We start from the raw sequence: 18,692 nt of genomic DNA, 5'->3' as shown, positions 1-18,692 counted from the left end.
CTCACCCCCGCTCGCCTCCTGGCCGCCTCCTGCGACGCCGCCGCCGCGCGCGCCTCGTTAGATTGGCCGCATGTCTGAGCCCCTCTCGGAGTCCGTCTTCACCTACGGCGCCCCGCAGCTGAAGTTCGGTCCCGGCGCCAGCGACGAGATCGGCTACGACCTCTCCCAGCTCGGCGTCGCCCGGGTGCTCGTGCTGACCGACCCCGGCGTCGCCGCCACCGGCCACCCGCAGCGGGTCGCCGAGCAGATGTCGCACTTCGGCATCGAGGCGGCGGTCTTCGACGCCGTCCACGTCGAGCCGACCGACGCCAGCCTCGAGCAGGCGATCGCCCACGCCCGCGAGACGGGGCCGTGGGACGCCTACGTCGCCGTGGGCGGCGGCTCGGCCATCGACACCGCCAAGGCGGTCAACCTGCTGACGAGCAACGGCGGCGAGCTGATGGACTACGTCAACCCGCCGGTCGGCGGCGGGAAGGCGCCGACGAGCCCGCTCCGACCGCTGGTCGCGGTGCCCACCACGACCGGCACGGGGGCGGAGTCGACGACGGTCTGCGTGCTCGACGTGCTCGAGCAGCAGGTCAAGACCGGCATCTCCCACCCGCGGCTGCGTCCGACGCTCGCGGTCGTCGACCCCGCGCTCACGCTGTCGCAGCCGGCGGGCGTCACGGCCGCGTCGGGCATGGACATCCTGTGCCACGCGCTGGAGAGCTACACCGCGCGCGACTTCGCGGCGTACCCCCGCAAGCGGCCGGAGCAGCGGGTCCCCTACTGCGGGGCCAACCCGATCTCCGACATGTGGTCGGAGCGGGCGATGGGGCTGCTGGCCACGTCCTTCCGCCGCGCCGTGCACCACGGTGACGACGCCGACGCGCGCCACGAGATGGCCCTGGCCGCCACCTTCGCGGGCCTGGGCTTCGGCAACGCCGGGGTGCACGTGCCGCACGCCAACGCCTACCCGATCGCCGGACGCGTGCGCGACTTCCGCCCGGAGGGCTACGACGCCGACCACGCGATGGTGCCCCACGGCATAGCCGTCTCGCTGACGGCGCCGGAGGCCTTCCGCTGGACCTTCGAGGCCTCACCGGGACGCCACCTGCGTGCCGCGTCGCTGCTCGACCCCGACCACGAGCACGGCGAGGGCCCCGGCACCCTGCCGGCGGTGCTGACCGACCTGATGCGTGACATCGGCATCCCGTCCGGGCTCGCGGCGGTGGGCTACGGCGACGGCGACGTCGACGACCTCGTCGAGGGCACCATGAAGCAGCAGCGGCTCCTGGCCACGGCGCCGCGCGAGGCCAGCGCGGACGCCGCCGCGGGCATCCTGCGCCGGTCGATGGAGCTCTGGTGACCACTGCTCCCGCGGGCGAGGTCGTCGCCGCGCTCCGGCGCGCGGGCCTCGACGACGTCGACGACTCCGCGCTCTCCCGGTCGCTCTACGCCAGCGACGCCGGGCTCTACCGGGTCGAGCCGAGCGTCGTGGTGCGCCCCCGGGCGACCGACGAGATCGCCGCGGTGCTCTCCGTCGCGCGCGAGACGGGCACGCCGCTGACCATGCGGGGCGCCGGCACCTCGATCGCCGGCAACGCCGTCGGCACCGGCATCGTGCTCGACACCCAGCGGCACCTGGGTCGCGTCCTGGGCATCGACGACGAGGCCCGGGTCGCGCACGTCGAGCCGGGGGTGGTTCACGCCGCCCTGCAGCGGCAGGCGACCGCGCGGGGGCTGCGCTTCGGGCCCGACCCGTCGACCCACACCCGCTGCACCGTGGGCGGCATGATCGGCAACAACGCGTGCGGCTCGCGAGCGCTGGGCTACGGCCGCACGGTCGACAACGTGGAGTCGCTGCGCGTGCTGCTCGCCGACGGCACCGTGCTCGACACCGCGACGGACGCCGTCCCCGTCGCCCTCACCGACCTGGTCGACGAGCACCTCGCCCTGGTGCGCACCGAGTTCGGCCGCTTCGGCCGGCAGGTCTCCGGCTACTCCTTCGAGCACCTGCTGCCCGAGCGCGGGCGCCGGCTCGATCGCTTCCTGACCGGCACCGAGGGCACGCTCGGCGTCGTCCTCGACGCCCACGTGCGGCTGGTCGAGGACGCGCCGGCCCGCGCGCTCGCGGTCCTGGCGTACGCCGACATGGCCGAGGCCGCCGACGCCGTCCCGGCGCTGCTCGAGCACGGGCTGGTGGCCTGCGAGGGCCTCGGCAAGCGCATCGTCGACCTGGTGCGCGGGGCGCCCGTGCTGCCCGAGGGCGGCGGCTGGCTCTTCGCCGAGGTCACGGGCGACTCGGTGGCCGAGGTGGAGGACCGCGCCCGCCAGGTGGCGCGCGCGGCGGGGGCGCCGTACGACGTCGTCACCGACCCGGCGGCGCAGGCGGCGCTGTGGCGCATCCGGGAGGACGGCGCCGGCCTCGCGGCCAAGTCGCTCTCGCGCCAGGCGCAGGCCGGCTGGGAGGACGCCGCGGTGCCGCCCGAGCGGCTGGGCGCCTACCTGCGCGACTTCGAGTCGCTGCTCCGCGAGCACGCCCTCGACGGCGTGCCCTACGGCCACTTCGGCGACGGCTGCGTGCACGTGCGGATCGACTTCGAGCTCGGCGCGGAGGCGGGACGGGCGCGCTTCCGCGGCTTCGTCGAGGACGCCGCCGACCTCGTGGCGTCGTACGGCGGCTCGATGTCGGGGGAGCACGGCGACGGCCGGGCCCGCTCCGAGCTGCTTCCCCGGATGTACTCCCCGCAGGCGATCGCGCTGATGGAGCAGGTCAAGCGGGTGCTCGACCCGACCGGGCTGCTCAACCCCGGCGTGCTGGTCGACCCGGCCCCCTTCGACGCCGACCTGCGGCTGGCCCAGCCCGGTCTGGCCGGCCCCGGACGCCGTACGACGCTGCGCCTGACGCACGACGCCGGCTCCTTCGCCGGCGCGGTGCACCGCTGCACAGGCGTGGGCAAGTGCGTCGCCGACAACACGGCGGGCGGCGGCGTGATGTGCCCGTCGTACCTGGCCACGCGGGAGGAGAAGGACTCCACGCGCGGCCGCGCCCACGTGCTCCAGGACGTCGCCAGCGGAGTGCTCGACGTCGCCGACCCGGCCGTCGACGCGGCACTCGACCTGTGCCTCTCGTGCAAGGGCTGTGCCCGTGACTGCCCGACCGGCGTCGACATGGCCACCTACAAGTCCGAGGTGCTCTCACAGCGCTACGCCCGCAGGCTGCGGCCGCGCTCGCACTACGCCCTCGGGCAGCTGCCGCGATGGGCCCGGATGACGCCGCCCCGGCTCGCCAACGCCGCGCTCCGCAGCCGCATGGTCGCGCGGCTGGCGAAGGCCGCGGCCGGTGTCGACCAGCGGCGCTCGCTGCCGCGCTTCGCCGACCGCCCGCTGCGCGCGAGCGCCGCGCGACCGTCGACCGACGTCGACGTGTGGGTGTGGGCCGACTCCTTCACCGACCGCTTCGCCGCCGACACCGGCCGGGCCGCGCTGGCGCTGCTGGAGCAGGCGGGGCTGCGCGCCGCGGTGATCCCCGAGGCCGCCTGCTGCGGGCTCACCTGGATCACCACCGGTCAGCTCGGTGCGGCGCGCCGCATCGTCGGCGCCACCGTGGCGACCCTGCACCCCTACGTCTCCGGGGGAGCGGTGGTCGTCGGGCTCGAGCCGAGCTGCCTGGCCTCGCTGCGCGAGGACGCCGGGCAGCTGGTCGACGACCCGCGCGCCGAGGAGGTCGCCTCGGGGGTGCGGTCGCTGGCCGAGGTGCTCGCCGAGCAGGTACGCCGCGGCGCGTGGACCCCGCCCGACCTCACCGGCACCGAGGTGGTCGCCCAGCCGCACTGCCACCACCACGCCGTGCTGGGCTGGGAGACCGACGCCGCCCTGCTCGCGCAGACGGGGGCCGAGGTCCGCCGCGTCGGCGGGTGCTGCGGGCTGGCCGGCAACTTCGGCGTCGAGCAGGGGCACTACGAGGTCTCGGTGGCGGTCGCCGAGCACGCCCTGCTCCCGGCCGTGCGCGCCGCCGGGCCCGACGCCGTCGTGCTGGCCGACGGCTTCTCCTGCCGCACCCAGCTCGACGACCTCGCCGGGCGCCGCGCCGTCCACCTCGCCGAGCTGCTGCTCCGGGACGAGGCGTGACGAGTCGCTTCCGGGTCGTGCCGGCGGCGTACGTCGTGCTCCTGCGCCGCCGCGAGGACGGTGCCGCCGGCGAGGAGGCGCTGCTGCAGCTGCGGCGGGGCACCGGCTTCATGGACGGCCGCTGGGCGTGCGGAGCGGCGGGGCACGTGGAGGCGGGGGAGTCGGTGCTCGAGGCCGCCGCCCGCGAGGCGCGCGAGGAGCTGGGCGTCGACGTGCTCGACCTGGAGCCGCTGACCACGATGCACCGCACCGGGGCCGGCGGTCTCGCGGTCGACGAGCGGGTCGACTGGTTCTTCGGCTGCCGCCGGTGGCAGGGCGAGCCCGCGCTGCAGGAGCCCGACAAGGCCGGCGACCTGCGCTGGTGGCCGGTCGACGACCTGCCCCCCACGGTGGTGCCGCACGAGGGCGCGGTGCTGCGTGCCCACGCCCGTGGCACGCTGGGTCCGGTCACCACCTTCGGCTTCGACCCGGAGGAGGCCGCCGCCCAGGTCGAGGCCGACCGCGGCTGACCGCCTCGGCGGCATTTGGCGCTCGGGGTATGCCTCGGTAGGCTGGTCCACTGTGCCTGGAGATCCAGGCCGTTTCGCGTGCCCTCGCGGCGTCAGCCCCTCGCACGTGGAGCAACCGCACCACGCAACAAGCACGACCGTCGCGCGCAGCAGGGTGCTGCGCGCTGAGAGCCGAAAAGAAAGGGAACCACTCGGTGCCCACGATCAACCAGCTGGTCCGCAAGGGCCGCCAGGACAAGGTGTCCAAGAACAAGACGCCTGCCCTGAAGGGTTCGCCCCAGCGACGCGGTGTCTGCACCCGCGTCTACACCACCACCCCGAAGAAGCCGAACTCTGCTCTCCGCAAGGTCGCCCGCGTGCGCCTGTCGAGCGGCATCGAGGTCACGGCGTACATCCCGGGCGTGGGCCACAACCTCCAGGAGCACTCGATGGTGCTCGTCCGCGGCGGCCGGGTGAAGGACCTCCCCGGTGTCCGCTACAAGATCATCCGCGGCTCGCTCGACACCCAGGGCGTGAAGAACCGCAAGCAGGCCCGCAGCCGCTACGGCGCCAAGAAGGAGAAGAGCTGATATGCCGCGCAAGGGCCCCGCGCCGAAGCGCCCCGTCGACGTCGACCCCGTCTTCGGCTCGCAGCTGGTCTCCCAGCTCGTGAGCAAGGTGCTGCAGGACGGCAAGAAGCAGGTCGCTCAGCGCATCGTCTACAACGCGCTCGAGGGCACCCGCGAGAAGACCGGCACCGACCCGGTCGTCACCCTCAAGCGAGCGCTCGACAACGTCAAGCCCTCCATCGAGGTCAAGTCCCGCCGCGTCGGCGGTGCCACCTACCAGGTGCCGATCGAGGTCAAGCCCAACCGCAGCACCACGCTGGCGCTGCGCTGGCTCGTCGGCTACGCCCAGGCGCGCCGCGAGAAGACGATGACCGAGCGGCTGATGAACGAGATCCTCGACGCGTCCAACGGCCTCGGTGCCGCGGTGAAGAAGCGCGAGGACACCCACAAGATGGCGGAGTCCAACCGCGCCTTCGCGCACTACCGCTGGTGACCACGGGGTACGCCGCCTGAGCCTCAGGCGGCGTACCTCTCCCAGATCACGCACGACCAACCGACCGAGGGGATCGAAGACCTACCGTGGCCGTCGACATCACCACCGACCTCAACAAGGTCCGCAACATCGGCATCATGGCTCACATCGATGCCGGTAAGACCACCACCACCGAGCGGATCCTGTTCTACACCGGGATCAGCTACAAGATCGGTGAGGTCCACGACGGCGCTGCCGTGATGGACTGGATGGAGCAGGAGCAGGAGCGGGGCATCACCATCACCTCCGCCGCCACCACCTGCTGGTGGAAGGACCACCAGATCAACATCATCGACACCCCCGGGCACGTCGACTTCACCGCCGAGGTCGAGCGCTCGCTGCGCGTCCTCGACGGCGCGGTCGCGGTCTTCGACGGTGTCGCCGGCGTCGAGCCCCAGACGATGACGGTGTGGCGCCAGGCCAACAAGTACTCGGTGCCGCGGATGTGCTTCGTCAACAAGCTCGACCGCACCGGCGCCGACTTCTTCCGCTGCGTCGACATGATGGTCGAGCGCCTCAACAGCACCCCGCTGGTGCTGCAGCTCCCCATCGGCGCGGAGTCCGACTTCCTCGGTGTCGTCGACCTGGTCGGCATGCGTGCCCTGACCTGGCGCGGCGAGACCAAGATGGGCGAGGACTACGACGTCGAGGAGATCCCGGCCGAGATGGCCGACCAGGCCGCGGAGTACCGCGAGAAGCTCCTGGAGACCCTCTCCGACGCCGACGACGACATCATGGAGAAGTTCCTCGAGGGCGAGGACTTCACCGTCGAGGAGCTCGAGGCCGCGATCCGTCGCGCCACGCTCGCCGACAAGGTCAACCCCGTCCTGTGCGGCACGGCGTTCAAGAACAAGGGCGTCCAGCCCCTGCTCGACGCGGTCGTGAAGTACCTGCCCTCGCCGCTCGACATCGACGGCATCCAGGGCCACTCGGTCAAGGACGAGGACGAGGTCATCGTCCGTCAGCCCAGCGACGACGAGCCCTTCTCCGGCCTGGCCTACAAGATCGCCACCGACCCGCACCTGGGCAAGCTGATCTACGTGCGCGTCTACTCCGGCAAGCTCGAGGCCGGCTCGACGGTGGTCAACTCCGTCAACGGCCGCAAGGAGCGGATCGGCAAGGTCTACCAGATGCACGCCAACAAGCGTGAGGAGATCGCGTCGGTCGGCGCCGGCCAGATCGTGGCCGTGATGGGCCTGAAGGACACCAAGACCGGTCACACGCTGTGCGACCCGGCCAACCCGGTGATCCTGGAGTCGATGACCTTCCCGGCCCCGGTGATCGAGGTCGCGATCGAGCCCAAGACCAAGGGCGACCAGGAGAAGCTCGGCACCGCGATCCAGCGCCTCTCCGACGAGGACCCCACCTTCACGGTCAAGGCCGACGAGGAGACCGGGCAGACGATCATCGCCGGCATGGGCGAGCTCCACCTGGAGATCCTCGTCGACCGGATGCGTCGCGAGTTCCGCGTCGAGGCCACCGTCGGCAAGCCGCAGGTCGCCTACCGCGAGACCATCCGCCGCAAGGTGGAGAAGCATGGCTACACCCACAAGAAGCAGACCGGTGGGTCCGGCCAGTTCGCGAAGGTGCAGATCAGCCTGGAGCCCCACATCGACCCCGAGACCGGTCTCGGTGCGGGCTACGAGTTCGTCAACAACGTGACCGGTGGTCGCGTGCCGAAGGAGTACATCCCCTCGGTCGACCAGGGTGGTCAGGAGGCGATGGAGTTCGGCGTGCTCGCCGGCTACCCCATGGTCGACGTCAAGTTCACCCTCGAGGACGGCGCCTACCACGACGTCGACTCCTCCGAGCTCGCCTTCAAGATCGCCGGCAACCAGGCCTTCAAGGAGGCCGCACGCATGGCCAAGCCGGTGCTGCTGGAGCCGATGTTCGCCGTCGAGGTGGTCACCCCCGAGAACTTCATGGGTGACGTCATCGGCGACATCAACTCCCGGCGTGGCCAGGTGCGCTCGATGTCCGAGCGCAGCGGTGACCGGGTGGTCGACGCCCTCGTGCCGCTCTCGGAGATGTTCGGGTACGTTGGGGACCTGCGGTCGAAGACCTCTGGTCAGGCGTCGTACTCGATGGAGTTCGACTCGTACGCCGAGGTTCCCCAGAACGTCGCCGACGAGATCATCAAGAAGGTCCGCGGCGAGTAGCGTCCGGCCCTCGGCAGCACAACCAGTTCAACCACGAGTCAGACACAACAACAGGAGGAGCCCCAGTGGCTAAGGCGAAGTTCGAGCGGACCAAGCCGCACGTCAACATCGGAACCATCGGTCACATCGACCACGGCAAGACGACGCTGACGGCTGCGATCTCGAAGGTGCTGCACGACAAGTACCCGGACCTCAACGAGGCGTCGGCCTTCGATTCGATCGACAAGGCCCCCGAGGAGCGTCAGCGCGGCATCACGATCTCGATCGCTCACATCGAGTACCAGACCGAGGCGCGTCACTACGCCCACGTCGACTGCCCCGGTCACGCCGACTACATCAAGAACATGATCACCGGTGCGGCGCAGATGGACGGCGCCATCCTGGTGGTCGCGGCGACCGACGGCCCCATGCCGCAGACGCGTGAGCACGTGCTGCTCGCCCGCCAGGTCGGCGTGCCGGCCCTGGTGGTCGCGCTCAACAAGTGCGACATGGTCGACGACGAGGAGCTCATCGAGCTCGTCGAGATGGAGGTGCGCGAGCTCCTCTCCGAGTACGAGTTCCCCGGCGACGACGTGCCCGTCGTGCAGGTCGCGGCCTTCCCGGCGCTCCAGGGCGACGAGAAGTGGTCGGAGTCGATCATGAAGCTCATGAACGCGGTCGACGAGTACATCCCGCAGCCCGAGCGTGACACCGACAAGCCCTTCCTGATGCCCGTCGAGGACGTCTTCACGATCACCGGTCGTGGCACCGTCATCACCGGTCGCATCGAGCGCGGCATCGTCAAGGTCAACGAGGAGGTCGAGATCATCGGCATCCGCGAGGGCTCGCAGAAGAGCACCGTGACCGGTGTCGAGATGTTCCGCAAGCTGCTCGACGAGGGCCAGGCCGGTGAGAACGTCGGTCTGCTGCTCCGCGGCACCAAGCGCGAGGACGTCGAGCGCGGCATGGTCGTGATCAAGCCGGGCACGACCACCCCGCACACCAACTTCGAGGCCTCGGTCTACATCCTCTCGAAGGAGGAGGGCGGCCGTCACACGCCGTTCTTCAACAACTACCGTCCGCAGTTCTACTTCCGGACCACGGACGTGACGGGCGTCGTCACCCTCCCCGAGGGCCGCGAGATGGTCATGCCCGGTGACAACACCGACATGACCGTCGAGCTGATCCAGCCCATCGCCATGGAGGACGGCCTCCGCTTCGCGATCCGCGAGGGCGGCCGCACCGTCGGCGCGGGCCGCGTCACCAAGATCACCAAGTGATCTAGCGCTTCACCCCACGAGGCCCCCGGACCGTCTGGTCCGGGGGCCTCGTGCGTCCCCGGGTGGTCGAGGAGGTCGCGCCGTGCGGTCCGGGTGGTCGAGGAGGTCGCGCAGCGCGGCCCGGGTGGTCGAGGAGGTCGCGCAGCGACCGTCTCGAGACCCCCCGCACCCTGGGGACCGGTCAGCCTCAGCCCACCAGGGCGGCGACCGCCTCGCCGAAGACCTCGGTGTGGCGGTCGACGTCGGCCTCGGTGTGCCGCGGGCTGAGCAGCGCCATGTTGTGGAAGGGCGTCAGCAGCACTCCCCGGTTGAGGGACCACAGGTGCAGGAAGCCCTCCAGCTCCTCGTCGACCGCGGCGGCCGCGGCGGCGCCGTCGCGCGGGGGCGGGCAGAACCAGTACTCCGCCCGGCAGCCGAGCCGCTGCACGTGCCAGGGCAGTCCGTGGCGCGCGATCACCTCGTCGACCCCCGCGGTGAAGCGCTCGGCGAGGGGCACCGCCCGGTCGAAGTCCTCCTCGCGCAGGCAGGTCGACAGCGTCGCCCGGATGGCGGCCACGGCGAGCGCGTTGGCGGTGAGGGTGCCCCCGACCCCCGCCACGTCGATCTCGTGGCCCAGCATCGGCCCGGAGAGCCGGTCGGCCACCTCCTGCGTCATGCCGTACGCCGCCGCGGCGATGCCGCCCGCGATCGGCTTGCCGACCACGAGCAGGTCGGGCTCGAGGTCCCATGCGCGGGTGGCGCCGCCCGGCCCGGCGCACAGCGTGTGCGTCTCGTCGTTGACCAGCAGCACGTCGTGGCGGCGGGTGATCTCGCGCACCCCGGCCAGGTAGCCCTCGTCGGGGAGCACGATGCCGATGTTGGTCAGCGCCGGCTCCATCAGCAGGCACGCGACGTCGCCCTCGGAGAGCCTGCGGTCGAGGGCCTCGAGGTCGTTGAAGGGCACCACGGCCGTGGTGGCCGCCACGTCGACCTGGGGTCCGAGCGCGCCCGGACGCGGCACCACGCGATCGCCGTCGAGCACGGCGAGGGTCTCGTCGACGGTGCCGTGGTAGCACCAGTCCATCACCGCGATCCGCGGTCGACCGGTGAGGTGGCGGGCGAAGCGCAGCACGAAGCGGTTGGCGTCGGTGGCCGAGAGCGCCAGCTGCCACCGGGGCAGCCCGAAGCGCCGGGCCAGCTCCTCCCCGACCCACACGGCGTCGGGGGAGGGCAGCATCGTGGTGATGCCGCGCCCCGCCTGCTGCAGCAGCGCCTCGCGCACCTGCGGCAGCGCGTGGCCCGTCATGGCGCCGGTGTCGCCCAGGCAGAGGTCGACGTACTCGTGGCCGTCGACGTCGACCAGGCGGGCGCCCTCGGCGCTCTCGCAGAAGAGGGGGAAGGCGCCCGGCCACCGGGTCATCCAGGGCATCGGCACCCCGGCGAGCAGGCTCTCGCCCGCGCGCGCGGACAGCTCGCCCGAGCGCGGGTGGGTCTCGACGAAGCGCTGCTCCTCGGTGGCGCGGAGCTCGGACAGGCGGGCGCGGTCGATCATGGCCGCAATCTAGGACACCTCGGTGCGAGCCGCCCTAGACCGCCCGTACCGCTCGGTGGCGCCCGGGTCGCGGGCGACCTACGTTCCCCCCAGCACGAGAACGGGGGAGCGTCATGCGCGTGCGCAGGATCTGGGGTGGGCTGCTCGCGGCCGCCCTCATCGTCACCGGCCTCTCGGCCGCGCCCGCCGGCGCGGCCACGAAGGTCACGCCGGCAGTCGACGTCGGCTCGTGGCCGTACGGCGCGCTCACCGACGGCAGTGTCTGGATCGGGACCGCCAAGTCCGAGTGGCAGGCCGGGTCCGGCCTGCGCGCGCCCGCCGTCGATGTGGGCAGCCACGACACGCTGCTCGCGGTCGAGAGCGGTGACCACTACGCCAGCCTGGGCCGCTCCGGGGTCGCGATCGCGGGGGGCAGCGTGCTGCGCCTCGACATCGCCTGGGCTCCGGTGTCCTGGAGCTTCGTCGACGCCTCGGGCCGTCCCTCGGAGTTCGACGGCTGGTGGCGCTGCGTCGGCCCCCAGGTGGAGGACCAGGCGGGTGGGAGGCTCCGGTCCCGCGACGGCCGCGCCACGGTCGCCGGCATGCCCGTCGGTGCGGGGTGGACCTGCTGGGTGGCGCGCAACCGCCTCGACGAGTTCTCCGGCCGGGTCCGGGTGGGCGAGGGTGCCTCCCTGGTCCTCGACACCGAGGGCGGCGACCTCACGGTCCGGACCCCCGACACGACCGCCCCGGTCGTGACGGGCAGGACCACCGTGAGGCCCAACCGGCAGGGGTGGCACCGCGGCCCGGTGCGGGTGCGGTGGAGCGTGACCGACGACTCCGGTGCCGCGCTGCGGGTCGCCGACACGGTGCTGCGGGCCCAGGGCGAGCGCACCGTCCGCACGGACTGGGTCCGCGACGCGGCCGGCAACGCCGGCCGCGGCAGCCTCACGGTGCGGATCGACCGGACCAAGCCCACCGTGCGCGTGCGTGGCGTGCGGCAGGGGGCGACGTACCGCAAGGGTGCGGTGCCGGCGCGCCGCTGTGGCGCCTCCGACCGGCTCTCCGGACTGGCGAAGGCGTGCCGGGTCACGACCACCGGCGGCGACCGGCGTGGGCTCGGCCGCTTCACCCGCACCGCCGTCGCGGTCGACCGGGCCGGCAACAAGGCGGTCGCGCGCGTGAGCTTCGTCGTACGCCGCTGACCCACCCCACCGCGGGCCCCGCGCCGTCACCGACAATCGTCGCGTGCCGATCCCACCCGCCCGACCGCACCACCGCTTCACCGACGACGGCCGCCGCATGCGCGAGGTGCTCACCTACTCGCGTCGCGGCAGCCGCTTCACCTCGACGCAGCAGGAGGCCTGGGACGCCCACCACGAGGCGTGGGTGATCCCCGACGAGGCCGTCGACGCCCCCGACTTCCGCTGGGCCGACTGGTTCGGCCGCGAGGCGGCACGCGTGGTCGAGATCGGCTCCGGCGTGGGCGAGGCCACCGCCGTCCTGGCCGCCGCCCGCCCCGAGGTCGACGTCGTGGCGCTCGAGGTCTGGCGGCCCGGCGTCGCCGCGTCGCTCGCCGAGGTGGCACGGGCCGGGGCCGACAACGTGCGGCTGCTCTCGGTCGACGCCGTCTGGTGCCTCGAGCACCTCTTCGGCCCCGGGGAGCTCACCGAGCTCTGGACCTTCTTCCCCGACCCCTGGCCCAAGAAGCGGCACCACAAGCGCCGGCTCGTCACCCCCGAGGTCGCGGCGCTCGTCGCCTCCCGCCTCGTGCCGGGCGGCAGCTGGCGGCTGGCCACCGACTGGGCGGAGTACGCCGACCAGATGTGCGCGGTGCTCGACGCCGAGCCGGGGCTGGCGGGAGGCCGCGTGCCGCGCTGGCAGGAGCGACCCGTGACCAAGTTCGAGCGCAAGGGCGTCGCCGCGGGCCGGGCGATCACCGACCTCCGCTACGAGCGGGTCGCGGACGCTACGGCCTGAGCTGGAGACCCGCCTCCAGCAGCGTGACCTCGATGCGGAGCCGCTCGGCCTCGCGGTCGAAGCCGTTGACGTCGAGGTCGCGCAGCGTGGTGACCACCCCCATGGCCTTCGCGGCCTCGACGAGGTGGTCGTCGTAGGCGAGCACGACCCCGCGCTGCTTGGCCATGCGGGTGCCCGGGGCGGGGGAGTGGACGCCGGGGTAGAGCCGCCGCAGGTCGGCGGCGATGCCCTCCAGCGGGTGGCGCGGCGCCGCCGGGGGCGTGGCCCAGGGGCCGTGCTCGCGGACCCAGTCCCACGCGTCGCTGAGGTGGAGCAGCACGAGGCAGATCGCGACCGGGACCAACGAGATCCCGACCACCTGCAGCAACCCCATGAGGACGACGCCGTCCATGCTCCGAGGATAGGCGCGTGCGCGCGGTCACGGCAGCCGTGCCGGGTCCCGATTTTGCGTAGGCAGGGGCTCTCTGCCAAGATGGTCCGGTTGCTCCGGCGGGGTCGCCGGGGTTGCGGACATTGACTGCAGAACAGGTCTTCCTGACGTCGCCCCAGCGGTGGCATTCACGGTCGCGTGTCCGCGCCGCACCAGGAGACCCTGCTCGGCCCGGGACACCCTGGGCGCTGTGCCAGATCGAGACCATCGATGACGCGGCTGCCGCACGTCACCACGACGATGCGACACGCCCGACCTCGGGGGTCGGGGATCGGGGCAGGGGAGAGAGGCACCCGGCTCGCCGAGCCACCAAGGGTGCGACAAGTCGTTGCGACCACGAAGCGAAGGACGTTGTTTGATGGCGGGACAGAAGATCCGCATCAGGCTCAAGGCCTATGACCACGAGGTGATCGACACCTCGGCGCGGAAGATCGTCGACACCGTGACCCGGACCGGTGCCCAGGTGGCCGGTCCGGTGCCGCTGCCGACGGAGAAGAACGTCTACTGCGTCATCCGCTCGCCCCACAAGTACAAGGACTCGCGCGAGCACTTCGAGATGCGCACCCACAAGCGCCTGATCGACATCATCGACCCCACGCCGAAGACCGTCGACTCGCTGATGCGTCTCGACCTCCCGGCTGGCGTCGACATCGAGATCAAGCTCTGAGACCCGGGGAGGACAGCCGCACCATGAGCACTCTGGAACGCAACATCAAGGGCCTCCTCGGCACCAAGGTCGGGATGACGCAGGCCTGGGACGAGAACAACAGGCTCGTGCCCCTCACGGTCGTCGCCGCCGGCACCAACGTGGTGACCCAGGTCCGCACGGCCGACAAGGACGGCTACCACGCCGTCCAGCTCGGCTTCGGCGAGATCGACGGCCGCAAGATCACCAAGCCGCAGGCCGGCCACTTCGGCAAGGCCGGGGTCACTCCGCGCCGCCACGTGGTCGAGATCCGCACCAGTGACGCCGAGTCCTACGAGGTCGGCCAGGAGCTCTCGACCGAGGTCTTCTCGGCCGGGCAGCAGGTCGACGTCACCGGCACCAGCAAGGGCAAGGGCTTCGCCGGCACCATGAAGCGTCACGGCTTCTCCGGTGTCGGGGCCTCCCACGGTGCCCACCGCAACCACCGCAAGCCCGGCTCGATCGGCGCCTGCGCCACCCCGGGCCGCGTCTTCCGGGGCACCCGGATGTCGGGCCGCATGGGCTCCGACACCGTCACGACCCAGAACATCACCGTGCACGCGGTCGACGCCGAGAAGGGCCTGATCCTGCTCAAGGGCGCCGTCCCCGGTCCCCGAGGCGGTCTGCTCGTGATCCGCTCGGCCGCCAAGCTGGTCGAGGAGGCCGGAGCATGAGCGCCAAGACCGTCGAGGTCGATCTCCCCGCCGAGATCTTCGACGCGCCGACCAACGTCGCGCTGATCCATCAGGTGGTCGTGGCCCAGCAGGCCGCGGCCCGCCAGGGCACCCACGCCACCAAGACCCGCGGCGAGGTCCGCGGCGGTGGCACCAAGCCGCACCGCCAGAAGGGCACCGGCCGCGCCCGCCAGGGCTCGATCCGCGCGCCGCAGTTCGCCGGCGGTGGCGTCGTCCACGGGCCGCAGCCGCGGTCCTACGAGCAGCGCACCCCCAAGAAGATGAAGGCCGCCGCCCTGCGCGGCGCCCTCTCCGACCGGGCCCGTGCCGACCGCATCCACGTCGTGGAGTCGCTGGTCGACGGTGACGCGCCGACCACCAAGGCCGCCGTCGCGGCGCTCGCCGAGCTGTCCGGCCACCGCCGCCAGCTCGTCGTGCTCGAGCGCGACGACACGCTGACCTGGCTGTCGCTGCGCAACGTCGCCTCGGTGCACCTGCTGGCCGTCGACCAGCTCAACACCTACGACGTGCTGGTCGCCGACGACGTGGTCTTCACCAAGGGCGCCTACGACGCCTTCGTCGGCACCCGCGAGGAGGAGTCGAAGTGAGCACCCTGCACAAGGACCCGCGTGACGTCCTGATCGCGCCGGTCGTCAGCGAGAAGAGCTACGGCCTGCTCGACGCCAACAAGTACACCTTCCTGGTGCGCCCGGACGCCAACAAGACCGAGATCAAGATCGCGGTCGAGAAGGTCTTCGACGTCAAGGTCACGGCCGTCAACACGCTGAACCGCCCCGGCAAGACCCGCCGCACCCGCGTCGGCACGGGCAAGCGCAAGGACACCAAGCGCGCGATCGTCAGCCTGGCCGAGGGCCACCGCATCGACATCTTCGGCCCGGTCAGCTGACCGCCGAGAGCTTGAGGAACTGACATGGCTATCCGCAAGTACAAGCCGACCACCCCGGGCCGTCGTGGCTCGTCGGTCGCCGACTTCGTCGAGGTCACCCGGACCACGCCGGAGAAGTCGCTGGTGCGTCCGCTGCCCAAGAAGGGCGGACGCAACAACCAGGGGCGCATCACCACCCGTCACCAGGGTGGTGGGCACAAGCGCGCCTACCGCATCGTCGACTTCCGCCGCTACGACAAGGACGGCGTGCCGGCCAAGGTCGCGCACATCGAGTACGACCCCAACCGCACCGCGCGGCTGGCGCTGCTCCACTACGCCGACGGCGAGAAGCGCTACATCATCGCGCCCGTCGGGGTCGTGCAGGGCACCGCGCTGGAGTCCGGCGTGGGCGCCGACATCAAGCCCGGCAACAACCTGCCGCTGCGCAACATCCCCGTCGGCACCACGATCCACTGCGTGGAGCTGCGTCCGGGCGGCGGCGCCAAGATCGCCCGCTCCGCCGGCAACAGCGCCCAGCTCGTCGCCAAGGAGGGCTCCCGCGCCCAGCTGCGGATGCCCTCCGGCGAGATGCGCTACGTCGACGTGCGCTGCCGCGCGACCGTGGGCGGCGTCGGCAATGCCGAGCAGTCCAACATCAACTGGGGCAAGGCCGGCCGGATGCGCTGGAAGGGCAAGCGCCCGACCGTGCGCGGTGTCGTGATGAACCCCGTCGACCACCCGCACGGCGGTGGCGAGGGCAAGACCTCCGGTGGTCGCCACCCGGTGAGCCCCTGGGGCAAGCCCGAGGGTCGCACGCGCCGGCGCAAGGCCAGCGATGCCCTCATCGTCCGTCGTCGCCGCACCGGCAAGAAGCGCTGAGCAGGAGAGTAAGAGCAGATGCCTCGCAGCCTGAAGAAGGGCCCGTTCATCGACGGCCACCTCGAGAAGAAGGTGGACGCGCAGAACGAGGCCGGTACCCACAACGTGATCAAGACGTGGTCGCGGCGCTCGATGATCGTGCCGTCCATGATCGGACACACCCTCGCGGTGCACGACGGCCGCAAGCACGTGCCGGTGTTCGTGACCGACTCCATGGTCGGCCACAAGCTCGGCGAGTTCGCCCCGACCCGCACCTACCGCGGGCACGTCAAGGACGACCGGAAGAGCCGTCGCCGCTGACGCGGTGACCGAGGAGAGATGACAGCAATGAGCGTAGGAGAGCGTAGGCGGGTCTCAGCCCGCCGTGACTCGCTGCTCGGCGACCGGCCGGGGGCTTTCGCCAGCGCGCGCTTCGTGCGGATCACCCCGCTGAAGGCACGCCGCGTGGTCGACCTCGTCCGTGGGCTTCCCGTCGACGACGCACTGGCCCTGCTGCAGTTCGCGCCGCAGGCCGCCAGCGAGACCGTCTACAAGGTGCTCGAGAGCGCCGTGGCCAACGCCGAGACCACCGAGGAGCTCGACCGGCACACGCTGGTCGTGAGCCGAGCGATGGTCGACGAGGGCCCCACCATGAAGCGCTGGCGCCCGCGTGCGCAGGGCCGGGCCACCCGGATCAACAAGCGCACCAGCCACATCACGCTCGTGGTCGAGCCGCGTGACGAGACCACGACCGGCACGAAGGGACGTAAGGCCTGATGGGTCAGAAGATCAACCCGAACGGGTTCCGTCTGGGCGTGTCCACCGACCACAAGAGCCGGTGGTACGCCGACAAGCTCTACAAGTCCTACGTCGGCGAGGACGTGGCGATCCGCCGCCTGCTCTCCAAGGGCATGGAGCGGGCCGGCATCTCCAAGGTCGAGATCGAGCGCACCCGTGACCGCGTGCGCGTCGACATCCACACCGCCCGTCCCGGCATCGTGATCGGCCGCCGCGGCGCGGAGGCCGACCGCCTGCGGGGCGAGCTGGAGAAGCTCACCGGCAAGCAGGTCCAGCTCAACATCCTCGAGGTCAAGAGCCCCGAGGTCGACGCGCAGCTCGTCGCCCAGGGCGTCGCGGAGCAGCTCGCCGGTCGCGTGCAGTTCCGCCGCGCGATGAAGAAGGCGATGCAGACCGCGACCCGCTCGGGCGCCAAGGGCATCCGGATCCAGTGCTCGGGCCGCCTCAACGGCGCCGAGATGTCGCGCTCGGAGTTCTACCGCGAGGGCCGCGTGCCCCTGCACACCCTGCGCGCCGACATCGACTACGGCTTCTACGAGGCCAAGACCACCTTCGGCCGCATCGGCGTGAAGGTCTGGATCTACAAGGGCGAGGTCGCCGGCACCCGTGCCGAGCGCGAGGCCCAGGCCGCTGCCCGCGCCGGTGCCCCCGGTCGCGGACGCGGTGCTCGGACCGACCGCCCCACCCGCGGCTCCCGCGGTGACCGTCCGTCGCGCGGCGACCGCGCCGAGGCCCCCGCGGCCGAGGCGGGCGCTGCGCCGGCCGAGGCCACGGCCTCGGCCCCGAGCACCCCCCAGGAGGGCTGAGCTCATGTTGATGCCCCGCAGGGTCAAGCACCGCAAGCAGCACCACCCCAAGCGTGGTGGCGCCGCCAAGGGCGGGACCAAGCTCGCGTTCGGCGACTTCGGCATCCAGGCCGTCGAGGGTCACTACGTGACCAACCGCCAGATCGAGTCCGCGCGTATCGCGATGACCCGCCACATCAAGCGAGGCGGAAAGGTGTGGATCAACATCTACCCCGACCGCCCGCTGACCAAGAAGCCGGCCGAGACCCGCATGGGCTCGGGCAAGGGATCCCCCGAGTGGTGGGTCGCCAACGTCAAGCCCGGCCGCGTGATGTTCGAGCTCTCCGGTGTGCCGGAGGACGTGGCTCGCGAGGCGATGCGCCGCGCGATCCACAAGCTCCCGATGAAGTGCCGGTTCATCAGCCGGGAAGCAGGTGAGTTCTGATGCCGACCGCCCACGAGCTCGACGAGCTGAACGACGTGGACCTCGAGGTCCGGCTGCGCGAGGCCAAGGAGGAGCTCTTCAACCTCCGCTTCCAGGCCGCGACCGGCCAGCTGGAGAGCCACGGCCGCCTGCGCGCGGTCAAGAAGGACATCGCCCGCATCTACACCGTGGTGCGCGAGCGCGAGCTCGGCATCCGGACCACCCCTGAGAAGGACGGTGCTGCATGAGCAACGACGCAGCCGCTCCCGCCGTGGAGCGCTCGACGCGCAAGGTCCGCGAGGGCCTCGTCGTCAGCGACAAGATGGACAAGACCGTCGTGGTCTCGGTCGAGGACCGCGTCAAGCACGCGCTCTACGGCAAGGTCCTGCGCCGCTCCACCAAGCTGAAGGCGCACGACGAGCAGAACAGCTGCGGCATCGGTGACCGGGTGCTGCTGATGGAGACCCGCCCGCTCAGCGCGACCAAGCGCTGGCGCGTGGTGGAGATCCTCGAGAAGGCCAAGTAGCCAGCAACTAGTTCTC

At 71.7% G+C, this 18,692-nt stretch carries 21 protein-coding genes and 1 pseudogene; 20 read left to right on the top strand and 2 right to left on the bottom strand.

Annotated features, from left to right (window positions below; all coding sequences use genetic code 11):
• Positions 1-70 precede the first annotated feature (70 nt).
• The 7 genes from IG63_RS0103745 (at position 71) to tuf (ending at position 9,120) form a co-directional block, all read left to right on the top strand.
• Positions 71-1,348, top strand: a complete 1,278-nt coding sequence (locus IG63_RS0103745) for a hydroxyacid-oxoacid transhydrogenase (RefSeq protein WP_030483044.1) — start codon at positions 71-73, stop codon at positions 1,346-1,348.
• Positions 1,345-4,113, top strand: coding sequence for an FAD-binding and (Fe-S)-binding domain-containing protein (locus IG63_RS0103740; protein ID WP_030483043.1), 2,769 nt, complete (start codon positions 1,345-1,347; stop codon positions 4,111-4,113). The genes IG63_RS0103745 and IG63_RS0103740 overlap by 4 nt, the downstream gene beginning before the upstream one ends.
• Positions 4,110-4,622: an NUDIX domain-containing protein gene (locus tag IG63_RS0103735; protein WP_051706120.1), complete on the top strand. Its 513-nt coding sequence runs from the start codon at positions 4,110-4,112 to the stop codon at positions 4,620-4,622. Before IG63_RS0103740 ends, IG63_RS0103735 begins: the two co-directional genes overlap by 4 nt.
• A gap of 194 nt (positions 4,623-4,816) precedes the next feature.
• Complete coding sequence (gene rpsL, locus IG63_RS0103730) at positions 4,817-5,191, top strand: 30S ribosomal protein S12 (RefSeq protein ID WP_030483041.1); 375 nt, start codon at positions 4,817-4,819, stop codon at positions 5,189-5,191.
• A gap of 1 nt (position 5,192) precedes the next feature.
• Positions 5,193-5,663, top strand: a complete 471-nt coding sequence (gene rpsG / locus IG63_RS0103725) for a 30S ribosomal protein S7 (RefSeq protein WP_030483040.1) — start codon at positions 5,193-5,195, stop codon at positions 5,661-5,663.
• Positions 5,664-5,800: 137 nt separating this feature from the next.
• Positions 5,801-7,861: an elongation factor G gene (gene fusA, locus IG63_RS0103720; protein WP_051706219.1), complete on the top strand. Its 2,061-nt coding sequence runs from the start codon at positions 5,801-5,803 to the stop codon at positions 7,859-7,861.
• A gap of 65 nt (positions 7,862-7,926) precedes the next feature.
• On the top strand, positions 7,927-9,120 hold the full coding sequence (tuf, locus tag IG63_RS0103715; RefSeq protein ID WP_030483038.1) for an elongation factor Tu: 1,194 nt from the start codon (positions 7,927-7,929) through the stop codon (positions 9,118-9,120).
• 187 nt (positions 9,121-9,307) lie between these two features.
• Here tuf and IG63_RS0103710 read toward each other — a convergent pair whose 3' ends face one another.
• A complete protein-coding gene (locus IG63_RS0103710; protein ID WP_030483037.1) occupies positions 9,308-10,651 on the bottom strand; it encodes an aspartate aminotransferase family protein in 1,344 nt (447 codons plus the stop codon).
• 119 nt (positions 10,652-10,770) lie between these two features.
• Between IG63_RS0103710 and IG63_RS0103705 the strand changes: the two genes are divergently transcribed.
• Both IG63_RS0103705 and trmB read left to right on the top strand, forming a co-directional pair.
• Positions 10,771-11,835, top strand: a complete 1,065-nt coding sequence (locus IG63_RS0103705; protein ID WP_157210008.1) for a hypothetical protein — start codon at positions 10,771-10,773, stop codon at positions 11,833-11,835.
• Between the two features lie 43 nt (positions 11,836-11,878).
• Complete coding sequence (trmB, locus tag IG63_RS0103700) at positions 11,879-12,610, top strand: tRNA (guanosine(46)-N7)-methyltransferase TrmB (protein ID WP_030483035.1); 732 nt, start codon at positions 11,879-11,881, stop codon at positions 12,608-12,610.
• Here the strand turns inward: trmB and IG63_RS0103695 are convergent.
• Positions 12,600-13,001 (bottom strand): hypothetical protein, encoded by a 402-nt coding sequence (locus tag IG63_RS0103695; RefSeq protein WP_051706119.1) that lies wholly within the window; start codon positions 12,999-13,001, stop codon positions 12,600-12,602. The genes trmB and IG63_RS0103695 overlap by 11 nt on opposite strands.
• Before the next feature lie 397 nt (positions 13,002-13,398).
• Here IG63_RS0103695 and rpsJ point away from each other — a divergent pair, with 397 nt between their 5' ends.
• The 11 genes and pseudogenes from rpsJ (at position 13,399) to rpsQ (ending at position 18,676) form a co-directional block, all read left to right on the top strand.
• Positions 13,399-13,707, top strand: a complete 309-nt coding sequence (rpsJ, locus tag IG63_RS0103690; protein WP_026877498.1) for a 30S ribosomal protein S10 — start codon at positions 13,399-13,401, stop codon at positions 13,705-13,707.
• A gap of 23 nt (positions 13,708-13,730) precedes the next feature.
• Entirely contained in the window at positions 13,731-14,399 is a 669-nt protein-coding gene (gene rplC, locus IG63_RS0103685) for a 50S ribosomal protein L3 (RefSeq protein WP_030483033.1), read from the top strand.
• Positions 14,396-15,004 (top strand): annotated as a pseudogene (gene rplD, locus IG63_RS0103680) (50S ribosomal protein L4); the annotation flags it as partial. The gene rplC and the pseudogene rplD, both read left to right, overlap by 4 nt.
• Entirely contained in the window at positions 15,004-15,306 is a 303-nt protein-coding gene (rplW, locus tag IG63_RS0103675) for a 50S ribosomal protein L23 (RefSeq protein ID WP_030483031.1), read from the top strand. The pseudogene rplD and the gene rplW, both read left to right, overlap by 1 nt.
• 24 nt (positions 15,307-15,330) lie before the next feature.
• Positions 15,331-16,164: a 50S ribosomal protein L2 gene (gene rplB, locus IG63_RS0103670; RefSeq protein WP_030483030.1), complete on the top strand. Its 834-nt coding sequence runs from the start codon at positions 15,331-15,333 to the stop codon at positions 16,162-16,164.
• Positions 16,165-16,182: 18 nt separating this feature from the next.
• Complete coding sequence (rpsS, locus tag IG63_RS0103665) at positions 16,183-16,464, top strand: 30S ribosomal protein S19 (RefSeq protein ID WP_030483029.1); 282 nt, start codon at positions 16,183-16,185, stop codon at positions 16,462-16,464.
• Between the two features lie 27 nt (positions 16,465-16,491).
• The gene (gene rplV, locus IG63_RS0103660; RefSeq protein WP_084596571.1) at positions 16,492-16,920 is read left to right on the top strand and encodes a 50S ribosomal protein L22; all 429 of its coding nucleotides are present in this window, start codon (positions 16,492-16,494) and stop codon (positions 16,918-16,920) included.
• Positions 16,920-17,747, top strand: a complete 828-nt coding sequence (gene rpsC / locus IG63_RS0103655) for a 30S ribosomal protein S3 (RefSeq protein ID WP_030483027.1) — start codon at positions 16,920-16,922, stop codon at positions 17,745-17,747. Before rplV ends, rpsC begins: the two co-directional genes overlap by 1 nt.
• Positions 17,748-17,751: 4 nt before the next feature.
• Entirely contained in the window at positions 17,752-18,171 is a 420-nt protein-coding gene (gene rplP, locus IG63_RS0103650) for a 50S ribosomal protein L16 (protein WP_030483026.1), read from the top strand.
• Positions 18,171-18,398, top strand: a complete 228-nt coding sequence (gene rpmC, locus IG63_RS0103645) for a 50S ribosomal protein L29 (protein ID WP_030483025.1) — start codon at positions 18,171-18,173, stop codon at positions 18,396-18,398. The genes rplP and rpmC overlap by 1 nt, the downstream gene beginning before the upstream one ends.
• Positions 18,395-18,676, top strand: a complete 282-nt coding sequence (rpsQ, locus tag IG63_RS0103640) for a 30S ribosomal protein S17 (RefSeq protein ID WP_030483024.1) — start codon at positions 18,395-18,397, stop codon at positions 18,674-18,676. Before rpmC ends, rpsQ begins: the two co-directional genes overlap by 4 nt.
• Positions 18,677-18,692: the final 16 nt, after the last annotated feature.

Source organism: Nocardioides aequoreus, assembly GCF_000720335.1.
GTDB lineage: Bacteria > Actinomycetota > Actinomycetes > Propionibacteriales > Nocardioidaceae > Marmoricola > Marmoricola aequoreus.
Note: the sequence above shows the minus strand (reverse complement) of the source record. Positions and strands in the feature narration are given on the sequence as shown.

Excerpts from the sequence above, each read along its gene's own strand:
- IG63_RS0103745 (WP_030483044.1), top strand. The coding sequence starts at position 71 with ATGTCTGAGCCCCTCTCGGAGTCCGTCTTCACCTACGGCGCCCCGCAG.
- rpsG (WP_030483040.1), top strand. The coding sequence starts at position 5,193 with ATGCCGCGCAAGGGCCCCGCGCCGAAGCGCCCCGTCGACGTCGACCCC.
- fusA (WP_051706219.1), top strand. The coding sequence starts at position 5,801 with ATGGCTCACATCGATGCCGGTAAGACCACCACCACCGAGCGGATCCTG.
- IG63_RS0103710 (WP_030483037.1), bottom strand. The coding sequence starts at position 10,651 with ATGATCGACCGCGCCCGCCTGTCCGAGCTCCGCGCCACCGAGGAGCAG.
- IG63_RS0103695 (WP_051706119.1), bottom strand. The coding sequence starts at position 13,001 with ATGGACGGCGTCGTCCTCATGGGGTTGCTGCAGGTGGTCGGGATCTCG.
- rpsJ (WP_026877498.1), top strand. The coding sequence starts at position 13,399 with ATGGCGGGACAGAAGATCCGCATCAGGCTCAAGGCCTATGACCACGAG.
- rplC (WP_030483033.1), top strand. The coding sequence starts at position 13,731 with ATGAGCACTCTGGAACGCAACATCAAGGGCCTCCTCGGCACCAAGGTC.
- rplB (WP_030483030.1), top strand. The coding sequence starts at position 15,331 with ATGGCTATCCGCAAGTACAAGCCGACCACCCCGGGCCGTCGTGGCTCG.
- rpsS (WP_030483029.1), top strand. The coding sequence starts at position 16,183 with ATGCCTCGCAGCCTGAAGAAGGGCCCGTTCATCGACGGCCACCTCGAG.
- rplV (WP_084596571.1), top strand. The coding sequence starts at position 16,492 with ATGAGCGTAGGAGAGCGTAGGCGGGTCTCAGCCCGCCGTGACTCGCTG.
- rpsC (WP_030483027.1), top strand. The coding sequence starts at position 16,920 with ATGGGTCAGAAGATCAACCCGAACGGGTTCCGTCTGGGCGTGTCCACC.
- rplP (WP_030483026.1), top strand. The coding sequence starts at position 17,752 with ATGTTGATGCCCCGCAGGGTCAAGCACCGCAAGCAGCACCACCCCAAG.
- rpmC (WP_030483025.1), top strand. The coding sequence starts at position 18,171 with ATGCCGACCGCCCACGAGCTCGACGAGCTGAACGACGTGGACCTCGAG.
- rpsQ (WP_030483024.1), top strand. The coding sequence starts at position 18,395 with ATGAGCAACGACGCAGCCGCTCCCGCCGTGGAGCGCTCGACGCGCAAG.